Origin of the sequence: Streptomyces mauvecolor (assembly GCF_039532965.1) — a bacterium.
GTDB lineage: Bacteria > Actinomycetota > Actinomycetes > Streptomycetales > Streptomycetaceae > Streptomyces > Streptomyces violascens.
The window spans coordinates 139348-156227 of the sequence record NZ_BAAASQ010000005.1 but is presented as its reverse complement, the minus strand read 5'-3'; the positions used below and the strand labels follow the sequence as shown (position 1 = coordinate 156227).

Below are 16880 nucleotides of genomic sequence, written 5' to 3'. Positions count from 1 at the left end.
GCCTGGTGCCCCCCATCGTTCTGGTCCTGGATTCCAGACCTTAGACCTGCCGGGATCAGCCGCCTATCCTCGGGCCGCCTTGTGCGGGACCTACCCCTCGTAATTCCACCCGCAGAGCAGGGCGACGAACAGGAACAGGAACATCAGGCCCATGGCCAGGACCTTCGAGGCCATGAGGGCCACGCCCACGCCCGAGGCCGCCAGACCGATCCGCGCGCCCCGCAGACCCCGCCGGTGCGGAAGCAGCCAGCTCGCGCCGACCAGCGCAACCGGCAGCGTGTAGATCGGCGCGGCCGCGTCCGGAGTGGACCCGATCCCGGACAGCACCGAGAGGTCCAGCCACGCCGACAGCATCAGCGCCAGCGTGCACACGGCAGGCGCCACCCACCACCGGGCGTCCGGCCCGCCGGCCGGGGCCCAGCGCCGGGTCGGATCCTGCTGGTACGCGAAGGGGTTCCACTGCGTCGTCATGCCCCCATCCCACCCGCCGCCCCCGCCCCACCGGCACCGTCCGCATACTCATCCGGTACTCATCCCCGAGCCCGCAGTACTCACCCCCGGGCCCCGTACTCACCGCCGGCACCGGGCACCCCCGCGTACGGGAGCCCGCCAGGGCCGCCGATGCGGCAGACTGGAAGTTTGCCCGCCCTGCCCGGCGGGCCACCCGTCGGAAGGGACATGCCCCAGGTGACCGGACCACTCATCGTCCAGAGCGACAAGACCCTGCTCCTGGAGGTCGACCACGAGCAGGCCGACGCCTGCCGTCGCGCCATCGCGCCCTTCGCGGAGCTGGAGCGGGCCCCCGAGCACATCCACACCTACCGCGTGACCCCGCTGGGCCTGTGGAACGCGCGGGCCGCCGGGCACGACGCGGAGCAGGTCGTCGACGCGCTGGTGGAGTACTCGCGCTACCCCGTCCCGCACACCCTGCTCGTCGACATCGCCGAGACGATGGCCCGCTACGGCCGCCTCACCCTGAGCAAGCACCCCGTCCACGGCCTCGTCCTGACCTCGACCGACCGGCCCGTACTCGAAGAGATCCTGCGCTCCAAGAAGGTCACCCCGCTGGTCGGCGCCCGCATCGACGCGGACACGGTCGCCGTGCACCCCTCCGAACGCGGCCAGATCAAGCAGACCCTCCTGAAGCTGGGCTGGCCGGCCGAGGACCTCGCCGGGTACGTCGACGGCGAGGCCCACCCGATCGAGCTCGCCGAGGACGGCTGGGCGTTGCGCCCGTACCAGAAGCAGGCCGTCGAGGGCTTCTGGCACGGCGGCAGCGGTGTCGTCGTGCTGCCCTGCGGAGCGGGAAAGACGCTGGTCGGGGCCGGTGCGATGGCCGAGGCGAAGGCGACCACGCTGATCCTGGTCACCAACACCGTCTCGGCCCGCCAGTGGAAGCACGAGCTGGTGAAGCGCACCAGCCTGACCGAGGACGAGATCGGCGAGTACAGCGGCACGAAGAAGGAGATCCGCCCGGTCACGATCGCGACGTACCAGGTGCTCACCACCCGCCGTAAGGGCGTGTACGCGCACCTGGAGCTGTTCGACTCGCGGGACTGGGGCCTGATCGTCTACGACGAGGTGCACCTGCTGCCCGCGCCGGTCTTCAAGTTCACCGCCGATCTGCAGGCTCGGCGGCGGCTCGGGCTGACGGCCACGCTGGTGCGTGAGGACGGCCGCGAGTCGGACGTGTTCTCGCTGATCGGGCCGAAGCGCTTCGACGCCCCGTGGAAGGAGATCGAGGCGCAGGGCTACATCGCGCCCGCCGACTGCGTCGAGGTCCGCGTCAATCTCACGGACTCCGAGCGCCTCGCGTACGCGACCGCCGAGACCGAGGAGAAGTACCGCTTCTGCGCGACGACCGCGACGAAGCGGAAGGTCACGGAGGCGCTGGTACGGAAGTTCGCGGGCCAGCAGATCCTCGTCATCGGCCAGTACATCGACCAACTGGACGAGCTGGGCGAGCACTTGAACGCGCCCGTGATCAAGGGCGAGACCACCAACGCCCAGCGCGAGAAGCTGTTCGGCGCGTTCAGGGAGGGGGAGATCTCCGTTCTCGTCGTGTCCAAGGTCGCCAACTTCTCGATCGACCTGCCGGAGGCGACCGTCGCCATCCAGGTGTCGGGCACGTTCGGCTCACGCCAGGAGGAGGCTCAGCGCCTGGGCCGGGTCCTGCGCCCGAAGGCGGACGGCCACCAGGCCCACTTCTACTCGGTGGTCGCCCGCGACACCATCGACCAGGACTTCGCGGCCCACCGCCAGCGCTTCCTGGCCGAGCAGGGCTACGCCTACCGGATCATGGACGCGGACGAACTCCTGGCAGGCAGCTGAGAGTTGGCGAAGGCGCCCGTCGGCCGGGAGAGGTCCCAGAGTGCGAGGCAGGCGAGCGTCGCCGGGTTGGTCTGCCGAAGAGCAGGGCTCGATTGAACGGGGCACCCGAGGAAGTCACCGGCGCTTACTTGCGGTGAACGCCGGCCTCCTCCGCGTACTCACCCATGACGACGACGCTGAACGCGGCACCGGCGAGGACCTTGGCGGCACGGACCGCGTTGCCGATCATGTGGTTACGGTGAGGGGCGGCGCCGGAGGCTGTGGCGCCCTTGGGGGTGCCGGGGCGGGCGGAGGGGGCTGGGGTGAAGGTCGCTGCACTCATGTATCCATGATGGATTCCGGACAACCCAGGCACATCGCTCCCGGGGCTGAGCCTCCTCACCCCCCGCGTAGTCCTCTGGTGCGACCCCGTCCCCTACGGGTATGAGCGGCGATCTCCACCCACCTGTCACATCCGCGCCCTCCCCCTTGTCAGAGCAGTGCCACCACACGACGGAGGAACGACGGGACATGGACGACGACGAATACCTCGCGCAGCGCTTCGAGGAGCACCGGGGGCATCTGCGTGCGGTGGCGTACCGGATGCTCGGTTCGCTGAGCGAGGCCGAGGACGCCGTCCAGGAGGGCTGGCTGCGGGCCAGCCGCGCGGACAGCAGCGGGGTCGACAACCTGGGCGGCTGGCTGACCACGATCGTGGGCCGCATCTGCCTGAACATGCTGCGCTCGCGAAGCACCCGGCGCGAGGCCGCGCTGGACGTGGAGGAGTACGAGTACGTCCACGTACCGGACCCGATCGTGGGCTCGGTGGACGTGGTGGACCCGGAGCAGGAGGTGCTGCTCGCGGACTCGGTGGGCCTGGCGCTGATGGTGGTCCTGGAGACCTTGTCCCCCGCCGAACGCCTCTCCTTCGTCCTCCACGACATGTTCGCGGTGCCGTTCGAGGACATCGCGCCGGTCGTGGACAGGACGCCGGCGGCGACGCGCCAGCTGGCGAGCCGGGCGCGGCGGAGGGTCCAGGGCCAGTCCCCGTCGCCTTCGACGGACCGGGCCCGCCAGCGCGAGGTGGTCGACGCCTTCATCTCAGCGGCCCGGGGCGGCGACTTCGAGGCCCTCCTCGCGCTCCTGGACCCGGACGTGCTGCTGCGGGCGGACGCGGGTTCGCTGCCGGCGACGAAGCTGGTGCGGGGGGCGAGGGTGGTGGCCGAACAGGCCTACAGCTTCCGGAAGTTCGCGGCGCTCAACCAGCCGGTGCTGGTCAATGGAATGCCGGGCATCGTGGCGGCGAAGGACGGCCGGGCCATCTCGCTCCTGTCCTTCACGCTGGGGGCGGACGGCCGGATCACGGAAATGAACATCCTGGCGGACCCGGAGCGGATGGCGGACCTGGACGTGTCGTTCTTGCCGGCGTGATCAGCCCCCACCCCGGGGGCTGCGGCGGGGCGGGGTGCGCCGGGGCCGGGTGCAGGTTCGGCGGGGTGCGCCGGGGCTCCGCCCCGGACCCCGGGAGGCCCCTCCCCGCCCCTTCCCGAGACCCTCCGGGGGTGGGTGGGGGCGTGCGGCTCCCGCCGGTGGTGGTTGGTCGTTCGGCTGCGGACCGTAGATGGCTGGTCGCGCAGTTCCCCGCGCCCCCAGCGGGGTTGGTTCCGGGCACACCGGCATCTTCAGCCCATCCGGCGAACAGGAACCGCAACCCGCTCCGAGCCGTCCGGCAGACACGTGCATCAGCCCACCCCCAGCCCGTCCAGCGACCACAAACCGCAGCACCCACCCCCAGCCCGCCAGGCGACCACGGACACCAGCCCATTCTCAGCCCGTCATGGGGGTCCCCCTGGCCCTTAAGGCCTTGGGGAAGGTTGAGGACGAGCGTCCTTCAGGCGCGAACGGGGGCCGGGGCGGAGCCCCGGAGCGGGGGGCTGGGGGCGCAGCCCCCGGGAGACGGCCTTCCCTCCCCCACGTCACCCCCGGAGGGTCTCGGGAAGGGGCGGGGTGGGGGGAAAACCATTGGCCCCCCACCCCCCGCCCCACCTAAAATCCCCCCTCCGCCAAACCGCCGGAGGCACCCCGTGCAGACGCACGACCCAGAACCCCCCGCCCCCCGAAAAACCCAAGACCCCCAGAACCACCAGAACCCCCTGCACCACGAACGCACCCACCTCGCCAACTCCCGCGCAGCCCTCCGCGCGATGCGCGAAGACGTCGAGAACCTCGACATCAAGGACGTCACCGCGAACTGGGTCAACGCCGCCGTCCTCCAGCGCCAGATCGACGACCGCATCAAGGCCCTCGCGGACCTCTCCCACACCCCCCTCTTCTTCGGCCGCCTGAACTACCTGCACGCCCCCGGCGCCGACCTGGCCGAAGGGGCCGAGGGAGAGCAGTTCTACATCGGCCGCCGGCACGTCCACGACGCAGACGGCGACCCGATGGTCATCGACTGGCGCGCCCCCGTCTCGCAGCCGTTCTACCGCGCCTCGAAGAAGGACCCGATGGACATCGGGCTGCGCCGCCGCTTCGGCTACACGGGCGGCGACCTGACGGCGTACGAGGACGAGCACCTCACCGACCCCACCGAGGCAGCCACCACCAGCAAGCTCCTCCAGGCGGAAATCGAGCGCCCCCGAGTCGGCCCGATGCGCGACATCGTCGCCACGATCCAGCCCGAGCAGGACGAGATCGTACGGTCCGGCCTGAGCGGCAGCGTGTGTGTGCAGGGCGGTCCGGGCACGGGAAAGACCGCCGTCGGCCTGCACCGGGTCGCGTACCTGCTCTACGCCCACCGTGAGCGCCTCGCCCGCACCGGCACCCTGGTCATCGGCCCGAACAAGTCGTTCCTGCACTACATCGAGCAAGTCCTCCCGGCGCTTGGCGAGTTGGAGGTGAAGCAGGCGACGGTCGACGACCTCGTGACGGCGGGCGTCGAGGTGCGCGGGACCGACGAGGCCGAGTCGGCCGTCGTCAAGGGCGACGCCCGCATGGCCGAGGTGCTCCGCAGAGCCGTGTGGTCACACGTCACGCCCCCCACCGAGCCGCTCGTAGTCGTACGGGGCTCGCGCCGCTGGCGAGTACCGGCGTACGAACTCGCCGAGATCGTCGAGGAGTTGAGGGACCGGGACATCCGTTACGGCGCCGCCCGCGAGGCCCTGCCGCAGCGGATCGCGCACACGGTTCTCGTACGGATGGAGCAGGCGGGCGAAGCCCCCGACGACCGGGTCCAGGACGCGGTGGCCCGGAACACGGCGGTGAAGGCGGCCGTGAAGGAGATCTGGCCCCCGGTCGACCCGGCGAAGCTGGTCCTGCGCCTCCTCAACGACCCGGACTTCCTGGCGGAACACGCCGAAGGCATCCTGACGGCCGAGGAGCAGAAAACCATTCTCTTCCCCAAGCCCGCCCGCAGCGTGAAGTCGGCGAAGTGGACGGCGGCGGACGCGGTCCTCATCGACGAGGCGAGCGACCTGGTGGCCCGCACCCACTCGCTGGGCCATGTCGTACTCGACGAGGCACAGGACCTCTCCCCCATGCAGTACCGCGCGGTGGGCCGCCGTTGCACGACCGGTTCGGCGACGGTGCTCGGCGACCTCGCGCAGGGCACCACGCCCTGGGCGACGGCGAGTTGGGCAGAGGCATTGCGTCATCTCGGCAAGGGCGAGGCGGTGATCGAGGAGCTGACGGCCGGTTTCCGCGTGCCGCGCGAGGTCATCACGTACGCCTCGAAGCTGTTGCCGTCGATCTCCCCCGGCCTGGCGGCGGTGGAGTCGGTACGTGAGACGCCGGGCTCGCTCGACGTACGGGAATCGCGCGAGTCGACCGGCCTGGACGCGGATGTGGTGGCGGCTTGCGTGGAGTCCCTGGCGCACGAGGGCTCGATCGGCCTGATCGCGGCGGATGCCCGTATCCCCGTACTGGCGGCGGCACTTGAGGCGGCGGGCCTCCCCTATCTGGACCCGGGCGAGGAGACGACGGCCGAGTCCCGGCTGACCCTGGTCCCGGCCTCGCTGGCGAAGGGCCTGGAGTACGACTACGTGGTACTGGACGAGCCGGCGGCGGTCGTGGACGGCGAACCGGACGAGCGCACGGGCCTGCGCCGCCTGTACGTGGCCCTGACCCGGGCGGTCTCGGGCCTGACCGTCGTCCACACGGCCCCGCTGCCGCGGCAGCTGGCCGGGTGACGCGGGGCGGCCGGATCAGGCAGGCGGGCCTTCCAGCACGCTGGGCCGCGAGGCGAACTCGGTCTCGGGGCTGAAGCGTTCCTCAAGGCCGTCGGCGAGGGCGCGCAGCGCGGCGCCGCCGTCGCCGTGGAACGAGGAGCCGTGCATCACGGCCAGCGTCGTCGGCTCCAGGTCGGCCAGGGAGCGGAGCGTCTGCGCGGCGGCGGTGAGGCAGGAGGTCTGCCGGAAGGCGGCCTCCGCGTTCAGGGCCTGGTCGGTCAGGTCGTCGCCGGTGACGGCGGGGCCGTTGCCGACCTGGGTGAGGAGGTCGCCGCAGAACAGCGTGCGGGTGGTCTCCTCGAAGAGCACCCGGGCTTCCCAATTGTGCGGCACATGGGGCGTGTTGAGGTGGCGCAGCCGTCGGCGCACCTGCTTGCCGCCCAGGTCGAGCGTCTCGCCGTGCGCCATCGGCCGGGGCGGGCGGTCGGCGAGGTCGTTGAGCGAGACGAGGCAGCCGAGGAGCCCGTGGGCGACCTGGGCGTGCGGGGCCGCCGCGAGGAATTCGTTCATCGCCCCGCATTCGTCCGACTCCACATGCCCGAACGTGATCCACCGCAGGGACTCGACGGGCACGACCCGGGCGACCGCCTCCGAAACGAGCGGGAAGAGCTGCCGCATCCCCGTATGGAAGAGCAGCGGCTCCTCGGCGTCCACGAGGAACTGGTTGAACGTGAACCCGGCAGGTGGGGCCACCTCGGGAATGAACGTGGAGATCCGGTAGATCCCGTCGGCGACCTCGTCCAAACGCGTCTCCATGCCTTCGAACGGTACGCGCCCCACCACGCCCCGGCGAGCGGTGCGGCCCACCGGGGTGACCGGCGGCCGACACCGGGAGCCCTGCGGCGGGGGCGCCCCACAGGGGTGCGAGGAACTGCGCGAGCGCTCGCCGGACGGCCACACATGTGACGTCACACCGACGCTCCGACGAGGTTGGCGGCGAACAGGCATCGGTTGGCATCGTAGCGGTGGCAAGCCACAGGGTGCCCTGGTGACACTTTCCTCCGTGCCGAGTGGCCCTCGGTCGCGCAGACCGCCCGACGGACCACCCTGCACCGGGGCGGCCTGCCTCGATGCCGCGACTTGAGAGGGATGGAGAAACGCATGGCGACGTTCGTGCTCGTGCCCGGAGGATGGCACGGTTCCTGGTCGTTCGAGGCGGTGGTTCCGCTCCTTGAACGTGCTGGTCATACCGTTCACGCCCTGACCCTGACCGGTCTGCGGTCGGACGACGGCATCGCGACGGTCGCGACCGCCAACCTCGACACGCATGCCGACGACGTACTGCGGCTCCTCGACCGCGACCACCTCACCGACGTCACTCTGGTCGGCCACAGCTACGGCGGAATGGTGATCGCCGCCGCGGCCGATCGCGCCGAGGGCCGGGTCTCACGACTCGTCCATCTCGATGCCTACGTACCGCGCGACGGCGAATCGTGCTGGTCGTTGACGACCGAGCCCTACCGGGAGGCGTTCGCCGCCGGTGCCGCGGCCACCGGCTACGCCGTCCGACCGCCGGACGGCGGCGATCCCCGCCGCCGTCCCCACCCCCTCGCTTCGTTCCTGCAGGAGGTCCGCCTCACGGGCCGGCACGCCCAGGTCCCCCGTAGGGAGTTCGTCTACTGCTCGGGGTGGGAGGACCGGACCCCGTTCACCGAACTCCGCACCCGCCTCCAAGCCGATCCCGAATGGCAGGTCCACGACCTCCCGACCGGGCATGACGCCATGCACGAGGCCCCGGAGGCGGTCGCCTCGCTGCTGCTCACCCCTTGAGAGCGGCGGCCGGAGTTCGCGCCTCGCGGTACGTCAGCCCCACTCGCCCGCGTACGCGACGAAGTCGCCCCAGGCGGCGGGAGAGAGGGTGAGCTGAGGGCCGGTTTTGTTCTTGCGGGCGGGTGGGCGAACCCCGCGGGGGTCTGGGGCGCAGCCCCCAGGGCTCAGCCCTCTCCACCCCCGTCACGGGCGGGTGGGTGGGCGAACCCCCCGGGGTCTGGGGCGGAGCCCCAGGGGGGCCGGGCCACCCCCGGTCACGGGTGGGAGAGGGGGCGGGGGCTCGGCCCCAGGACGGCCGGGCCCCACCACCCCGCACCGGGAGGTGCGGCCCACCCCCGCCCCGCTACGCGTCCAGCGCCGCCCGCCACTCCGCAACCGCCCCCGCGGACACCGGCGACCCCCACCCGCCAGGACGCGACGCCCCGCCGATGTGCACCGCGTCGATCCCCGCCGCCCGCAGCACCGGCAGGTGGGACAGCCGCAGCCCGCCCCCCACGAGGATCCGGGGCTCGTACCCCGGCTCGTCCCGGCGCGCCGCTTCCGCCAGGAGGACGGGCAGCCCGTCGTCCACCCCCAGCGCCGACCCCGCGGTCAGGTACGTGTCGAGGCCCGGCACCCCCGAGAGCTCCTTGCGGAGGGCGTCCCGGGAGGCGGCCCGGTCGATGGCCCGGTGGAAGGTCCAGCGGCATCCGGAGAGGGCGGAGGCCAGGGCCCGTACGGCAGCCATGTCCGGCCCCCCGGTCTCGTCGAGGAAGCCGAGGACGAATTCCTCCGCCCCCTCCGCCCGCAGCGCCTCCGCGGACCGTACGAGCGCGGAGACGTCCCCCGCCGCGAACCCGTCCGCCGCCCGCAGCATCACCCGCAGCGGGATGTCGACGGCAGCGCGGATCGCCGCGAAGGTCTCCACGGGCGGGGTCAGCCCGTCGGCCGCCATGTCGGTGACCAGCTCCAGACGGTCCGCCCCGCCGGCCTGGGCCGCGACGGCGTCCTCCGCGTCGAGCGCGATCACCTCAAGCAGTGCACGGTTGCTCATCTGACCCCATTCCTCCGTAACCCGGGCCCGGCTCGGCCCAAATAGGTCTAGTCCATTGACCAGCCTACGCCGCGAAATGCCCGCCCACGTGGACGGTAAACGCGGCCGTACGGACCTTTCCGCCGCGATCGGTGGGGCCCGCCATACCCGTGGGGGGTATCACGCCGACCCCGCGCCGACTCCGCACCGGCCTCTTGCATCCCATACGCCCTGGGGGTATACATGGGGGACATCGAAATACCCCCAGGGGGTATCAGCCCCCACCCGGCCCCGAGCACCCGCCGACCAGCACCCCCGCACCCACCCCAAGGAGCCCCCGCCATGCCGACCACCCCCATCACCACCCCCGCCGCCGTCGAGCTCGCCATCGGTGGCATGACCTGCGCCTCCTGCGCCGCCCGGATCGAGAAGAAGCTCAACCGCATGGACGGCGTCGAGGCCACCGTCAACTACGCCACCGAGAAGGCCAAGGTCACCTTCAGCGAGGACGTGTCCGTCGCCGATCTCATCGCCACCGTCGAGGCCACCGGCTACACCGCCCAGGAACCCCCGCCCGTACGGACCGAGGCCGAAGCCGAAACCGAAACCCAGGGCACCGCCCGTGACGACGAGCTGCTGCCGCTGCGGCAGCGGCTGCTCACCGCGGTCGTCCTCGCCGTGCCGGTGATCGCTATGTCGATGGTCCCGGCCCTCCAGTTCCAGTACTGGCAGTGGCTGTCCCTCACCCTGGCCGCGCCGGTCGTGACGTACGCCGCCTGGCCCTTCCACCGGGCCGCGTGGACCAACGCCCGGCACGGCGCGGCGACCATGGACACGCTGATCTCGCTCGGCACCTCGGCCGCGTTCCTCTGGTCCGTGTGGGCGCTGTTCTTCGGCACGGCCGGCATGCCGGGCATGACCCACCCCTTCGAGCTGACCATCGGCCGCTCGGACGGCGCGGGCAACATCTACCTGGAGGCCGCCGCCGGGGTCACCGCCTTCATCCTCGCCGGGCGCTACTTCGAGGCCCGTTCCAAGCGCAAGGCGGGCGCGGCCCTGAAGGCCCTGCTGGAACTGGGCGCCAAGGACGTGACCGTGCTGCGCGCCGACGGCCGTGAACAGACCGTCCCCACCGGCGAGTTGAAGGTCGGCGACCGCTTCCTGGTCCGGCCCGGCGAGAAGATCGCCACCGATGGTGTGGTGGTCGAGGGGACCTCCGCCGTCGACGCCTCCATGCTCACCGGCGAGTCCGTCCCGGTCGAGGTCGCCCCCGGCGACGCCGTCACCGGCGCCACCCTGAACGCGGGCGGCCGCCTCGTCGTCGAGGCCTCCCGCGTCGGCGCCGACACCCAGCTCGCCCGGATGGCCAAGCTCGTCGAGGACGCCCAGAACGGCAAGGCCGCCGCCCAGCGCCTCGCCGACCGGATCTCCGGCGTCTTCGTCCCGGTCGTCATCGGCCTCGCGCTCGCCACCCTCGGCTTCTGGCTCGCCACCGGCTCCGGCCTCACCGCCGCGTTCACGGCCGCCGTGGCCGTCCTGATCATCGCCTGCCCGTGCGCCCTCGGCCTCGCCACTCCGACCGCCCTCATGGTCGGTACGGGGCGGGGCGCCCAGCTCGGCATCCTGATCAAGGGCCCGGAGGTCCTGGAGACCACGCGCAAGGTCGACACGATCGTCCTGGACAAGACCGGCACCGTGACCACGGGCCGCATGACTCTCCTCGCCGTCCACACCGCCGACGGCACCGAAAGGGCCGAAGTCCTGCGCCTGGCAGGGGCGTTGGAGCACTCCTCCGAGCACCCCGTCGCCCGCGCCGTCGCCGACGGAGCGGCCTCCGAGGTCGGCACGCTGCCGGTCCCCGAGGACTTCGCCAACATCCCCGGCCTCGGCGTCCAGGGCGTCGTCGACGGTCACGCGGTGCTCGTGGGCCGCGAGAAGCTGCTGGGAATTGGGGTCTCCCCTGCTCGAACGGAGTTGAGAGCTTGGGGAAGGGCCATGGAGCTCACCCCGGCCCTGAAGCGGGCCAAGGCGGAGGCCGAGACCGCGGGACGTACCGCCATCGCGGTCGCCTGGGACGGCGAGGCCCGCGCGGTCCTCGAAGTCGCCGACGCGGTCAAGGAGACCAGCCCCGAGGCGATCCGCCGTCTGCGCGCCCTCGGCCTGACCCCGATCCTGCTGACCGGCGACAACCGGGCGGTCGCCGAGGCGGTCGCGGCGGAGGTCGGCATCGAGACCGTGTACGCGGAGGTCATGCCCGAGGACAAGGTCGACGTCGTCAAGTCCCTCCAGGCGGAGGGCCGTTCGGTGGCCATGGTCGGTGACGGCGTCAACGACGCGGCCGCCCTCGCCCAGGCCGACCTCGGCCTCGCGATGGGCACGGGCACGGACGCCGCCATCGAGGCCGGCGACCTCACCCTCGTACGGGGCGACCTGCGGGCGGCGGCGGACGCGATCCGGCTCTCCCGCAAGACGCTTGGCACGATCAAGTCGAACCTGTTCTGGGCCTTCGCCTACAACGTGGCCGCCCTGCCCCTGGCGGCGGCCGGCCTGCTGAACCCGATGATCGCGGGCGCGGCGATGGCGTTCTCGTCGGTGTTCGTGGTGGGCAACTCGCTGCGTCTGAGGCGCTTCAAGGCCGCGGACCACTGATCACCGGCACTCGGTCGCTGACCGCCGGCACGGCACTCGGGCCGTCAGTGGGGCCCGTACCCCCTGCTCCTCAAGAGCTCGGGGGAGCCTCGACCACCGCGCGACGGCCCGCGAGGCCGGTGTCGGGGGCCGGGGCGCCGCCCTGGACCCGGCGCCGGGCGCGGGAGGCCAACTCGCGGGCCGCGGCCGGAGTACGCCCGATGACGGGAGCGATCTCGTCGAAGGGAACGGCGAAGAGGTCGTGCAGGACGAAGGCCAGCCGCTCGGCCGGGCCCAGCGTCTCCAGCACGACGAGCAGGGCCAGACCCACCGAATCGGCGAGCAGTACGTCGCCCTCGGGGCCGGGGTCGTCCGCGCCGCCGACGACGGGGTCGGGCACGCGCAGCCCGAGCGGTTCCTCACGGCGGGAGGCCCGGCCGCGCAGCATGTCGAGGCAGACCCGGCCGACGACGACGGTGAGCCAGCCCCGCGGATCGGCCACCCCCTGGGTGTCCGACCGGCTGAGCCGCAACCAGGCTTCCTGCACGGCGGCATCGGCCTCGTGGAGCGACCCGAGCATCCGATGGGCCACCGAACGCAGCTGCCCCCGGTGCGACTCGAACCGCTCCGCCAGATATTCCTGCCCGTCCATGGCCCGCATCCCCTCGTCGCAACCCGCTCGATCCGTCACACCGCTGACGCTCCGGCGTCGGCGGATGTGACACGGGTCCGGCGGGACACGACGCCGGCGGTCGCCTCACGGTGAGGCGCCCGCCCGAGTCGCTTGTACGGGGAGTGCTGTCATCCGACCGGCTGCTTCGCCTCCACCACGGGTCGGGGCTCGTTCTGGGAATGACGTTCCGGCTGTACGGACGCGATGTAGGCGAGCACGGCCATCAGGGCCGGCAGCACGGCGATCGCGGCCGCGACACCGGCGGCCCAGGACGGCGCGGCGGTGATCTCCAGAGCACTGGAGAGGGTCCGCGAATGGAACTGGCCCTCCAGCAGCTGTACGGAGGCCAGCGCGGACGGCACCAGCACACCGAGGGCGAGCACCACCGGCGATCCGGTGAAGGCCAGCGCCACCCCCAGCAGGAAGCACACGGCCGACACACCCAGGTCGAGGGCGGAGGCGCCGAACGACGCGCCGCCCCGGTGCAGCGGGAGGTAGGCCAGGCTGCACACGATGAGCGCCGCGGACGTCAGCCACCTCGGCCACGCGCGAGGAGTGCTGCTGCCCTGCGCCTGCACACGGCCGCGCCGTTCGGCGGCCGGGACGAAGGCGTCGGCGGGTGTGCCCTGGGCAACCATGGGGAGGCCCGCAGGGGGGTCCACGAACAACAGGGCGGAGTCCGGTTCGTCCGGTGCCGAGCCCGGGGCCGGTGCCTCCAGCCCGGGCATCGGGACCTCCACGTGCTTCTCCTGGGCCAGGTGGCCGATCAGCTGCACGAGGTCCTCGACGGGCCTGTTGGTCGCGGCCGTCCGGATCGCCTCCTCTCCGCAGTGCCGCTCCAGCGGAGACCGGTGCAGCAGCGACATCAGCCGGGTGACCTCCTCGACGGGCCGGTATTCGGCCGCGGCGCGGATGGCCTCGTCGGCGCTGTCGGGGCTGCGCGGCGGCCGCGTAAGCAGCGCGACCAGCCGGGAGATGTCCTCCACCGAGCGGTCCATGCCGACCGCGTGGAGCGCATCGATCGTGGCCCGCGCGTACTCCGGCGACTGCTCCAGGAGCGTGATGAGCTGGACGACCTCCTCCAACGGCCGGTCGGCGACGGCGGCATGCACCAGGCCGTCGACCGGGCTGGAGTACGCGGACCCGCGCTTGCCGGGGACGGGCCGGGCGTCCTCGGCCGGCGGGGACGGGGGCGTCTCCTCGGCCGGCACGGGCGGCGGCACGTCTTCCGCCGGCGGGGGCGGGGACGGAGGGGGTTCCGCGACGCGTCCCGCGTACCCGGCCTGCGGATACGGGTCGGCCGAGGGGAGGGGCGGTATGCCCGGCGGTTCGGGTAGGGGTGACGAAGAAGGGGTCGTCATGCTCGGCTCCATGGGGACGGGTGCGTTTACCTTTGGCCCACCTGTGCACTGAGTTACCAGTTGTTGCCATTACCTGGTGGTGGGCCCCTCCGCGCCACTTGGATGCGGCATCTGTGTGATCACCATTCGGCGGATCGCCGTCTCTGTGCCCGGGCGCCCACCGGCACCTGATGAACCGAAGGATGGGAGAACCGGCCCCCGATACCCTCGGCCGCATGCCCGAAACCGACGCCCTCCGCGCCCGCTTGCACAGCGCCCTGCGCGCGGCCGCCCCCGCCGCACAGCCGGAGCCGTACGCCGACGCCCTCCTGGCCCGCTGGGCGGAACCCCACCGCCGCTACCACAACACCGCCCACCTCCAGGCGGTCCTGGACCACATCGACGAACTGGAGCAGTACGCGGACAGCCCCGAACTGGTGCGCCTGGCCGCGTGGTTCCACGACGCCGTGTACCTTCCGGACCGCTCCGAGAACGAGGAGCGCTCCGCCCGCCTGGCCGAACGCGCCCTCTCCGAGGCCGGGTTGAGCCGACAGGACACCGCGGAGGTGGCCCGCCTCGTGCGCCTGACCGTCACCCACGCCCCCGAGGACGGCGACGGCAACGGCGCGGTCCTGTGCGACGCCGACCTCGCGATCCTCGCCGCCGCCCCGGAGGCCTACGCCGCGTACGCCGCCGCCGTACGCGAGGAGTACGCCTTCGTGCCGGACGAGGCGTTCCGGGCCGGTCGCGCCGAGGTGCTGACCCAACTGCTCGCCCTGCCGCGGCTGTTCCGCACCCCGCACGGAGAGCGCGCATGGGAGGCTCCGGCCCGGGAGAACCTTGAGGCGGAACTGACCCTGCTCACCACATGACCGGCCGCATAATCGGCCACAGCTCCGATCCCACCCCGCAACTCCCACCGGAAAGCAGGTAACCCGCGTGCTCCCCGTGACAGTCCAGGCCGACCGCCTCGCCCTTCACGAGCTGACCCGCGCATCGGCCGCAGAGCTCCAGGACGGCGGCGACGGCGGCTGGGAGTGGGCCCCCGGCGGCCCCCACGAGGGCAGCCGCTTCGCCGCCGGGAAGATGCTGGCGGGCATGGAGACCGGCCGGCACCGCGACGGCTGGGGCGCGTACGTCATGGTCCGGACCGAGGACGACCGCGCCATCGGCGGCATCGGCTTCCACGGCCCGCCGGAGGACGGCCGCGTCGAGATCGGCTACGACCTCGCGGAGTCCGCACGGGGCCAGGGGTACGCGACCGAGTCCGTCAGGGCGCTGACCGCCTGGGCCCTGGCGCAGCCCGACGTCGAGACGGTGTACGCCACGACCGACGAGGACAACACCGCCTCACAGCGCGTCCTGGAACGGGCGGGCTTCCGCCGTATCGGCGACACCCCGCGCCCGATAGGCGGCCGCGAGGCCCAGCACCTCTTCGAGCGGAACCGCTTCGAACCGAACCGCTTCGAGCAGAACCGGGACTGACCGGAGCCGGGACTGACCGGAGCCGGGATCGGCGGGCCCTGCCACCCCACGGCCCCAGGGCCCCGGGGAATTACGGAACGGGAATACAGAACCGGCCACCCGCGTTGGCACCCGATATGCCCGCCGAGCCCATACCCACGCCCGTGCCCGCCCCCACTCCCCCCGCAGAAAGCCTCTCCGGCTCCGCTCCGGCGAACTCCTCCGGCTCCGCCTCCGCGGCGAAACGCATGCCGCTCGCGGTCTACATCCTGGGCCTGTCCGTCTTCGCGCTCGGCACGAGCGAGTTCATGCTCACGGGTCTGCTCCCGGCCATCGCGGACGACATGAGCGTGTCGATTCCGCAGGCGGGCCTGCTGATCTCGGCGTTCGCCATCGGCATGGTGGTGGGCGCCCCGCTGCTCGCGGTGGCCACGCTGCGGCTGCCGCGCCGCACCACCCTGATCGCGCTGATCACCGTCTTCGGCCTGGGCCAGGTCGCGGGCGCGCTCGCCCCGAACTACGCGCTGCTCTTCGCCTCGCGCGTCGTGTCCGCGCTGGCCTGCGCCGGATTCTGGGCGGTCGGCGCCGCGGTCGCCATCGCGATGGTCCCGGTGAACGCGCGGGCCCGCGCGATGGCCGTCATGATCGGCGGCCTGTCGATCGCGAACGTCCTGGGTGTGCCGCTCGGCGCGCTGCTCGGCGACGGCCTCGGCTGGCGGGCCGCGTTCTGGGCGGTCGGCGCCGCCTCCGCGATCGCGCTGGTCGGCATCATGACGCGGATCCCGCGCATCCCGCTGCCCACCGAGAAGCCCCGGCTCAGCCGCGAGCTGCGGATCTACCGCGACCCGCAGGTGCTGCTCTCCGTCGCGGTCACCGCGCTCGCCGCGGGTGGCGTGTTCTGCGCGTTCAGCTACCTCAAGCCGCTCCTCACGGACGTGGCGCACGTGGACGCGGGCTGGGTCCCGGCCGTGCTCGGCCTCTTCGGCGTGGGTGCGCTGATCGGTACGACGATCGGCGGCCGGGTCGCCGACGCGCACCTCTTCGGGGTGCTGCTCAGCGGCATCACCGCCTCGACGGTGTTCCTGGTCGCGCTCGCGCTGTTCGCCTCGACGCCCGCCGTCGCGATCACCCTGTCATTCCTGATCGGCCTCTCGGCGTTCTACACGGCCCCCGCGCTCAACGCCCGCATGTTCAACGTGGGCGGCGCCGCCCCGACGCTGGCCGGCGCGACCACGACGTCCTCGTTCAACCTGGGCAACACCGCCGGCCCCTGGCTCGGCGGCCTCGTGATCAGCGCGAACCTGGGCTTCGCCGCCACCGCCTGGGCGGGCGCCGCGATGACGGTCCTCGCCCTCGCCCTGGTCGCCGCCTCCCTGCGCCTGCACCGGTCCCGCTCCCGCGTGGTGGCCCGTTCGGCGGACCACACCCTCGCGGCGGCCCGCGTGGAGGTCTGACCC

13 protein-coding genes and 1 pseudogene are annotated in these 16880 nt (G+C 72.4%); 8 read left to right on the top strand and 6 right to left on the bottom strand.

All coding sequences use genetic code 11. The features are described from left to right. Positions 1-90: 90 nt before the first annotated feature. A complete protein-coding gene (locus ABD346_RS06180; protein WP_344372546.1) occupies positions 91-471 on the bottom strand; it encodes a hypothetical protein in 381 nt (126 codons plus the stop codon). A gap of 216 nt (positions 472-687) precedes the next feature. Here ABD346_RS06180 and ABD346_RS06175 point away from each other — a divergent pair, with 216 nt between their 5' ends. After that, the gene (locus ABD346_RS06175; protein WP_344372544.1) at positions 688-2331 is read left to right on the top strand and encodes a DNA repair helicase XPB; all 1644 of its coding nucleotides are present in this window, start codon (positions 688-690) and stop codon (positions 2329-2331) included. Between the two features lie 124 nt (positions 2332-2455). On the opposite strand, the gene ABD346_RS06170 is transcribed toward ABD346_RS06175, so the two are convergent. Continuing rightward, positions 2456-2653 carry a hypothetical protein gene (locus tag ABD346_RS06170; protein ID WP_344372541.1) on the bottom strand — a complete coding sequence of 66 codons (198 nt, stop codon included), beginning with the start codon at positions 2651-2653 and terminating at the stop codon, positions 2456-2458. Positions 2654-2841: 188 nt separating this feature from the next. Between ABD346_RS06170 and ABD346_RS06165 the strand changes: the two genes are divergently transcribed. Then, a complete protein-coding gene (locus ABD346_RS06165; protein ID WP_344372538.1) occupies positions 2842-3741 on the top strand; it encodes a sigma-70 family RNA polymerase sigma factor in 900 nt (299 codons plus the stop codon). Positions 3742-4514: 773 nt separating this feature from the next. Then, entirely contained in the window at positions 4515-6497 is a 1983-nt protein-coding gene (locus ABD346_RS06160) for a HelD family protein (protein ID WP_344372535.1), read from the top strand. Between the two features lie 15 nt (positions 6498-6512). On the opposite strand, the gene ABD346_RS06155 is transcribed toward ABD346_RS06160, so the two are convergent. Then, entirely contained in the window at positions 6513-7292 is a 780-nt protein-coding gene (locus ABD346_RS06155; RefSeq protein ID WP_344372532.1) for an oxygen-binding di-iron domain-containing protein, read from the bottom strand. Between the two features lie 345 nt (positions 7293-7637). On the opposite strand from ABD346_RS06155, the gene ABD346_RS06150 reads away from it, so the two are divergent. Continuing rightward, a complete protein-coding gene (locus ABD346_RS06150; RefSeq protein WP_344372529.1) occupies positions 7638-8306 on the top strand; it encodes an alpha/beta fold hydrolase in 669 nt (222 codons plus the stop codon). 343 nt (positions 8307-8649) lie between these two features. Here ABD346_RS06150 and ABD346_RS06145 read toward each other — a convergent pair whose 3' ends face one another. Next, positions 8650-9339: a copper homeostasis protein CutC gene (locus ABD346_RS06145; RefSeq protein ID WP_344372527.1), complete on the bottom strand. Its 690-nt coding sequence runs from the start codon at positions 9337-9339 to the stop codon at positions 8650-8652. Between the two features lie 321 nt (positions 9340-9660). Here ABD346_RS06145 and ABD346_RS06140 point away from each other — a divergent pair, with 321 nt between their 5' ends. After that, positions 9661-11967: a heavy metal translocating P-type ATPase gene (locus ABD346_RS06140; protein WP_344372525.1), complete on the top strand. Its 2307-nt coding sequence runs from the start codon at positions 9661-9663 to the stop codon at positions 11965-11967. An 85-nt stretch (positions 11968-12052) separates the two neighbouring features. On the opposite strand, the pseudogene ABD346_RS06135 reads toward ABD346_RS06140, so the two are convergent. Both ABD346_RS06135 and ABD346_RS06130 read right to left on the bottom strand, forming a co-directional pair. After that, positions 12053-12598 (bottom strand): annotated as a pseudogene (locus ABD346_RS06135) (sigma-70 family RNA polymerase sigma factor); the annotation flags it as partial. A gap of 149 nt (positions 12599-12747) precedes the next feature. After that, positions 12748-13980, bottom strand: a complete 1233-nt coding sequence (locus ABD346_RS06130) for a hypothetical protein (RefSeq protein WP_344372522.1) — start codon at positions 13978-13980, stop codon at positions 12748-12750. A gap of 215 nt (positions 13981-14195) precedes the next feature. Between ABD346_RS06130 and ABD346_RS06125 the strand changes: the two genes are divergently transcribed. The 3 genes from ABD346_RS06125 (at position 14196) to ABD346_RS06115 (ending at position 16877) form a co-directional block, all read left to right on the top strand. Beyond that, the gene (locus ABD346_RS06125; RefSeq protein WP_344372519.1) at positions 14196-14831 is read left to right on the top strand and encodes an HD domain-containing protein; all 636 of its coding nucleotides are present in this window, start codon (positions 14196-14198) and stop codon (positions 14829-14831) included. Positions 14832-14898: 67 nt separating this feature from the next. Then, positions 14899-15444 carry a GNAT family N-acetyltransferase gene (locus ABD346_RS06120; RefSeq protein ID WP_344372517.1) on the top strand — a complete coding sequence of 182 codons (546 nt, stop codon included), beginning with the start codon at positions 14899-14901 and terminating at the stop codon, positions 15442-15444. Positions 15445-15671: 227 nt separating this feature from the next. Further along, positions 15672-16877, top strand: coding sequence for a Cmx/CmrA family chloramphenicol efflux MFS transporter (locus tag ABD346_RS06115; protein WP_344372865.1), 1206 nt, complete (start codon positions 15672-15674; stop codon positions 16875-16877). Positions 16878-16880: the final 3 nt, after the last annotated feature.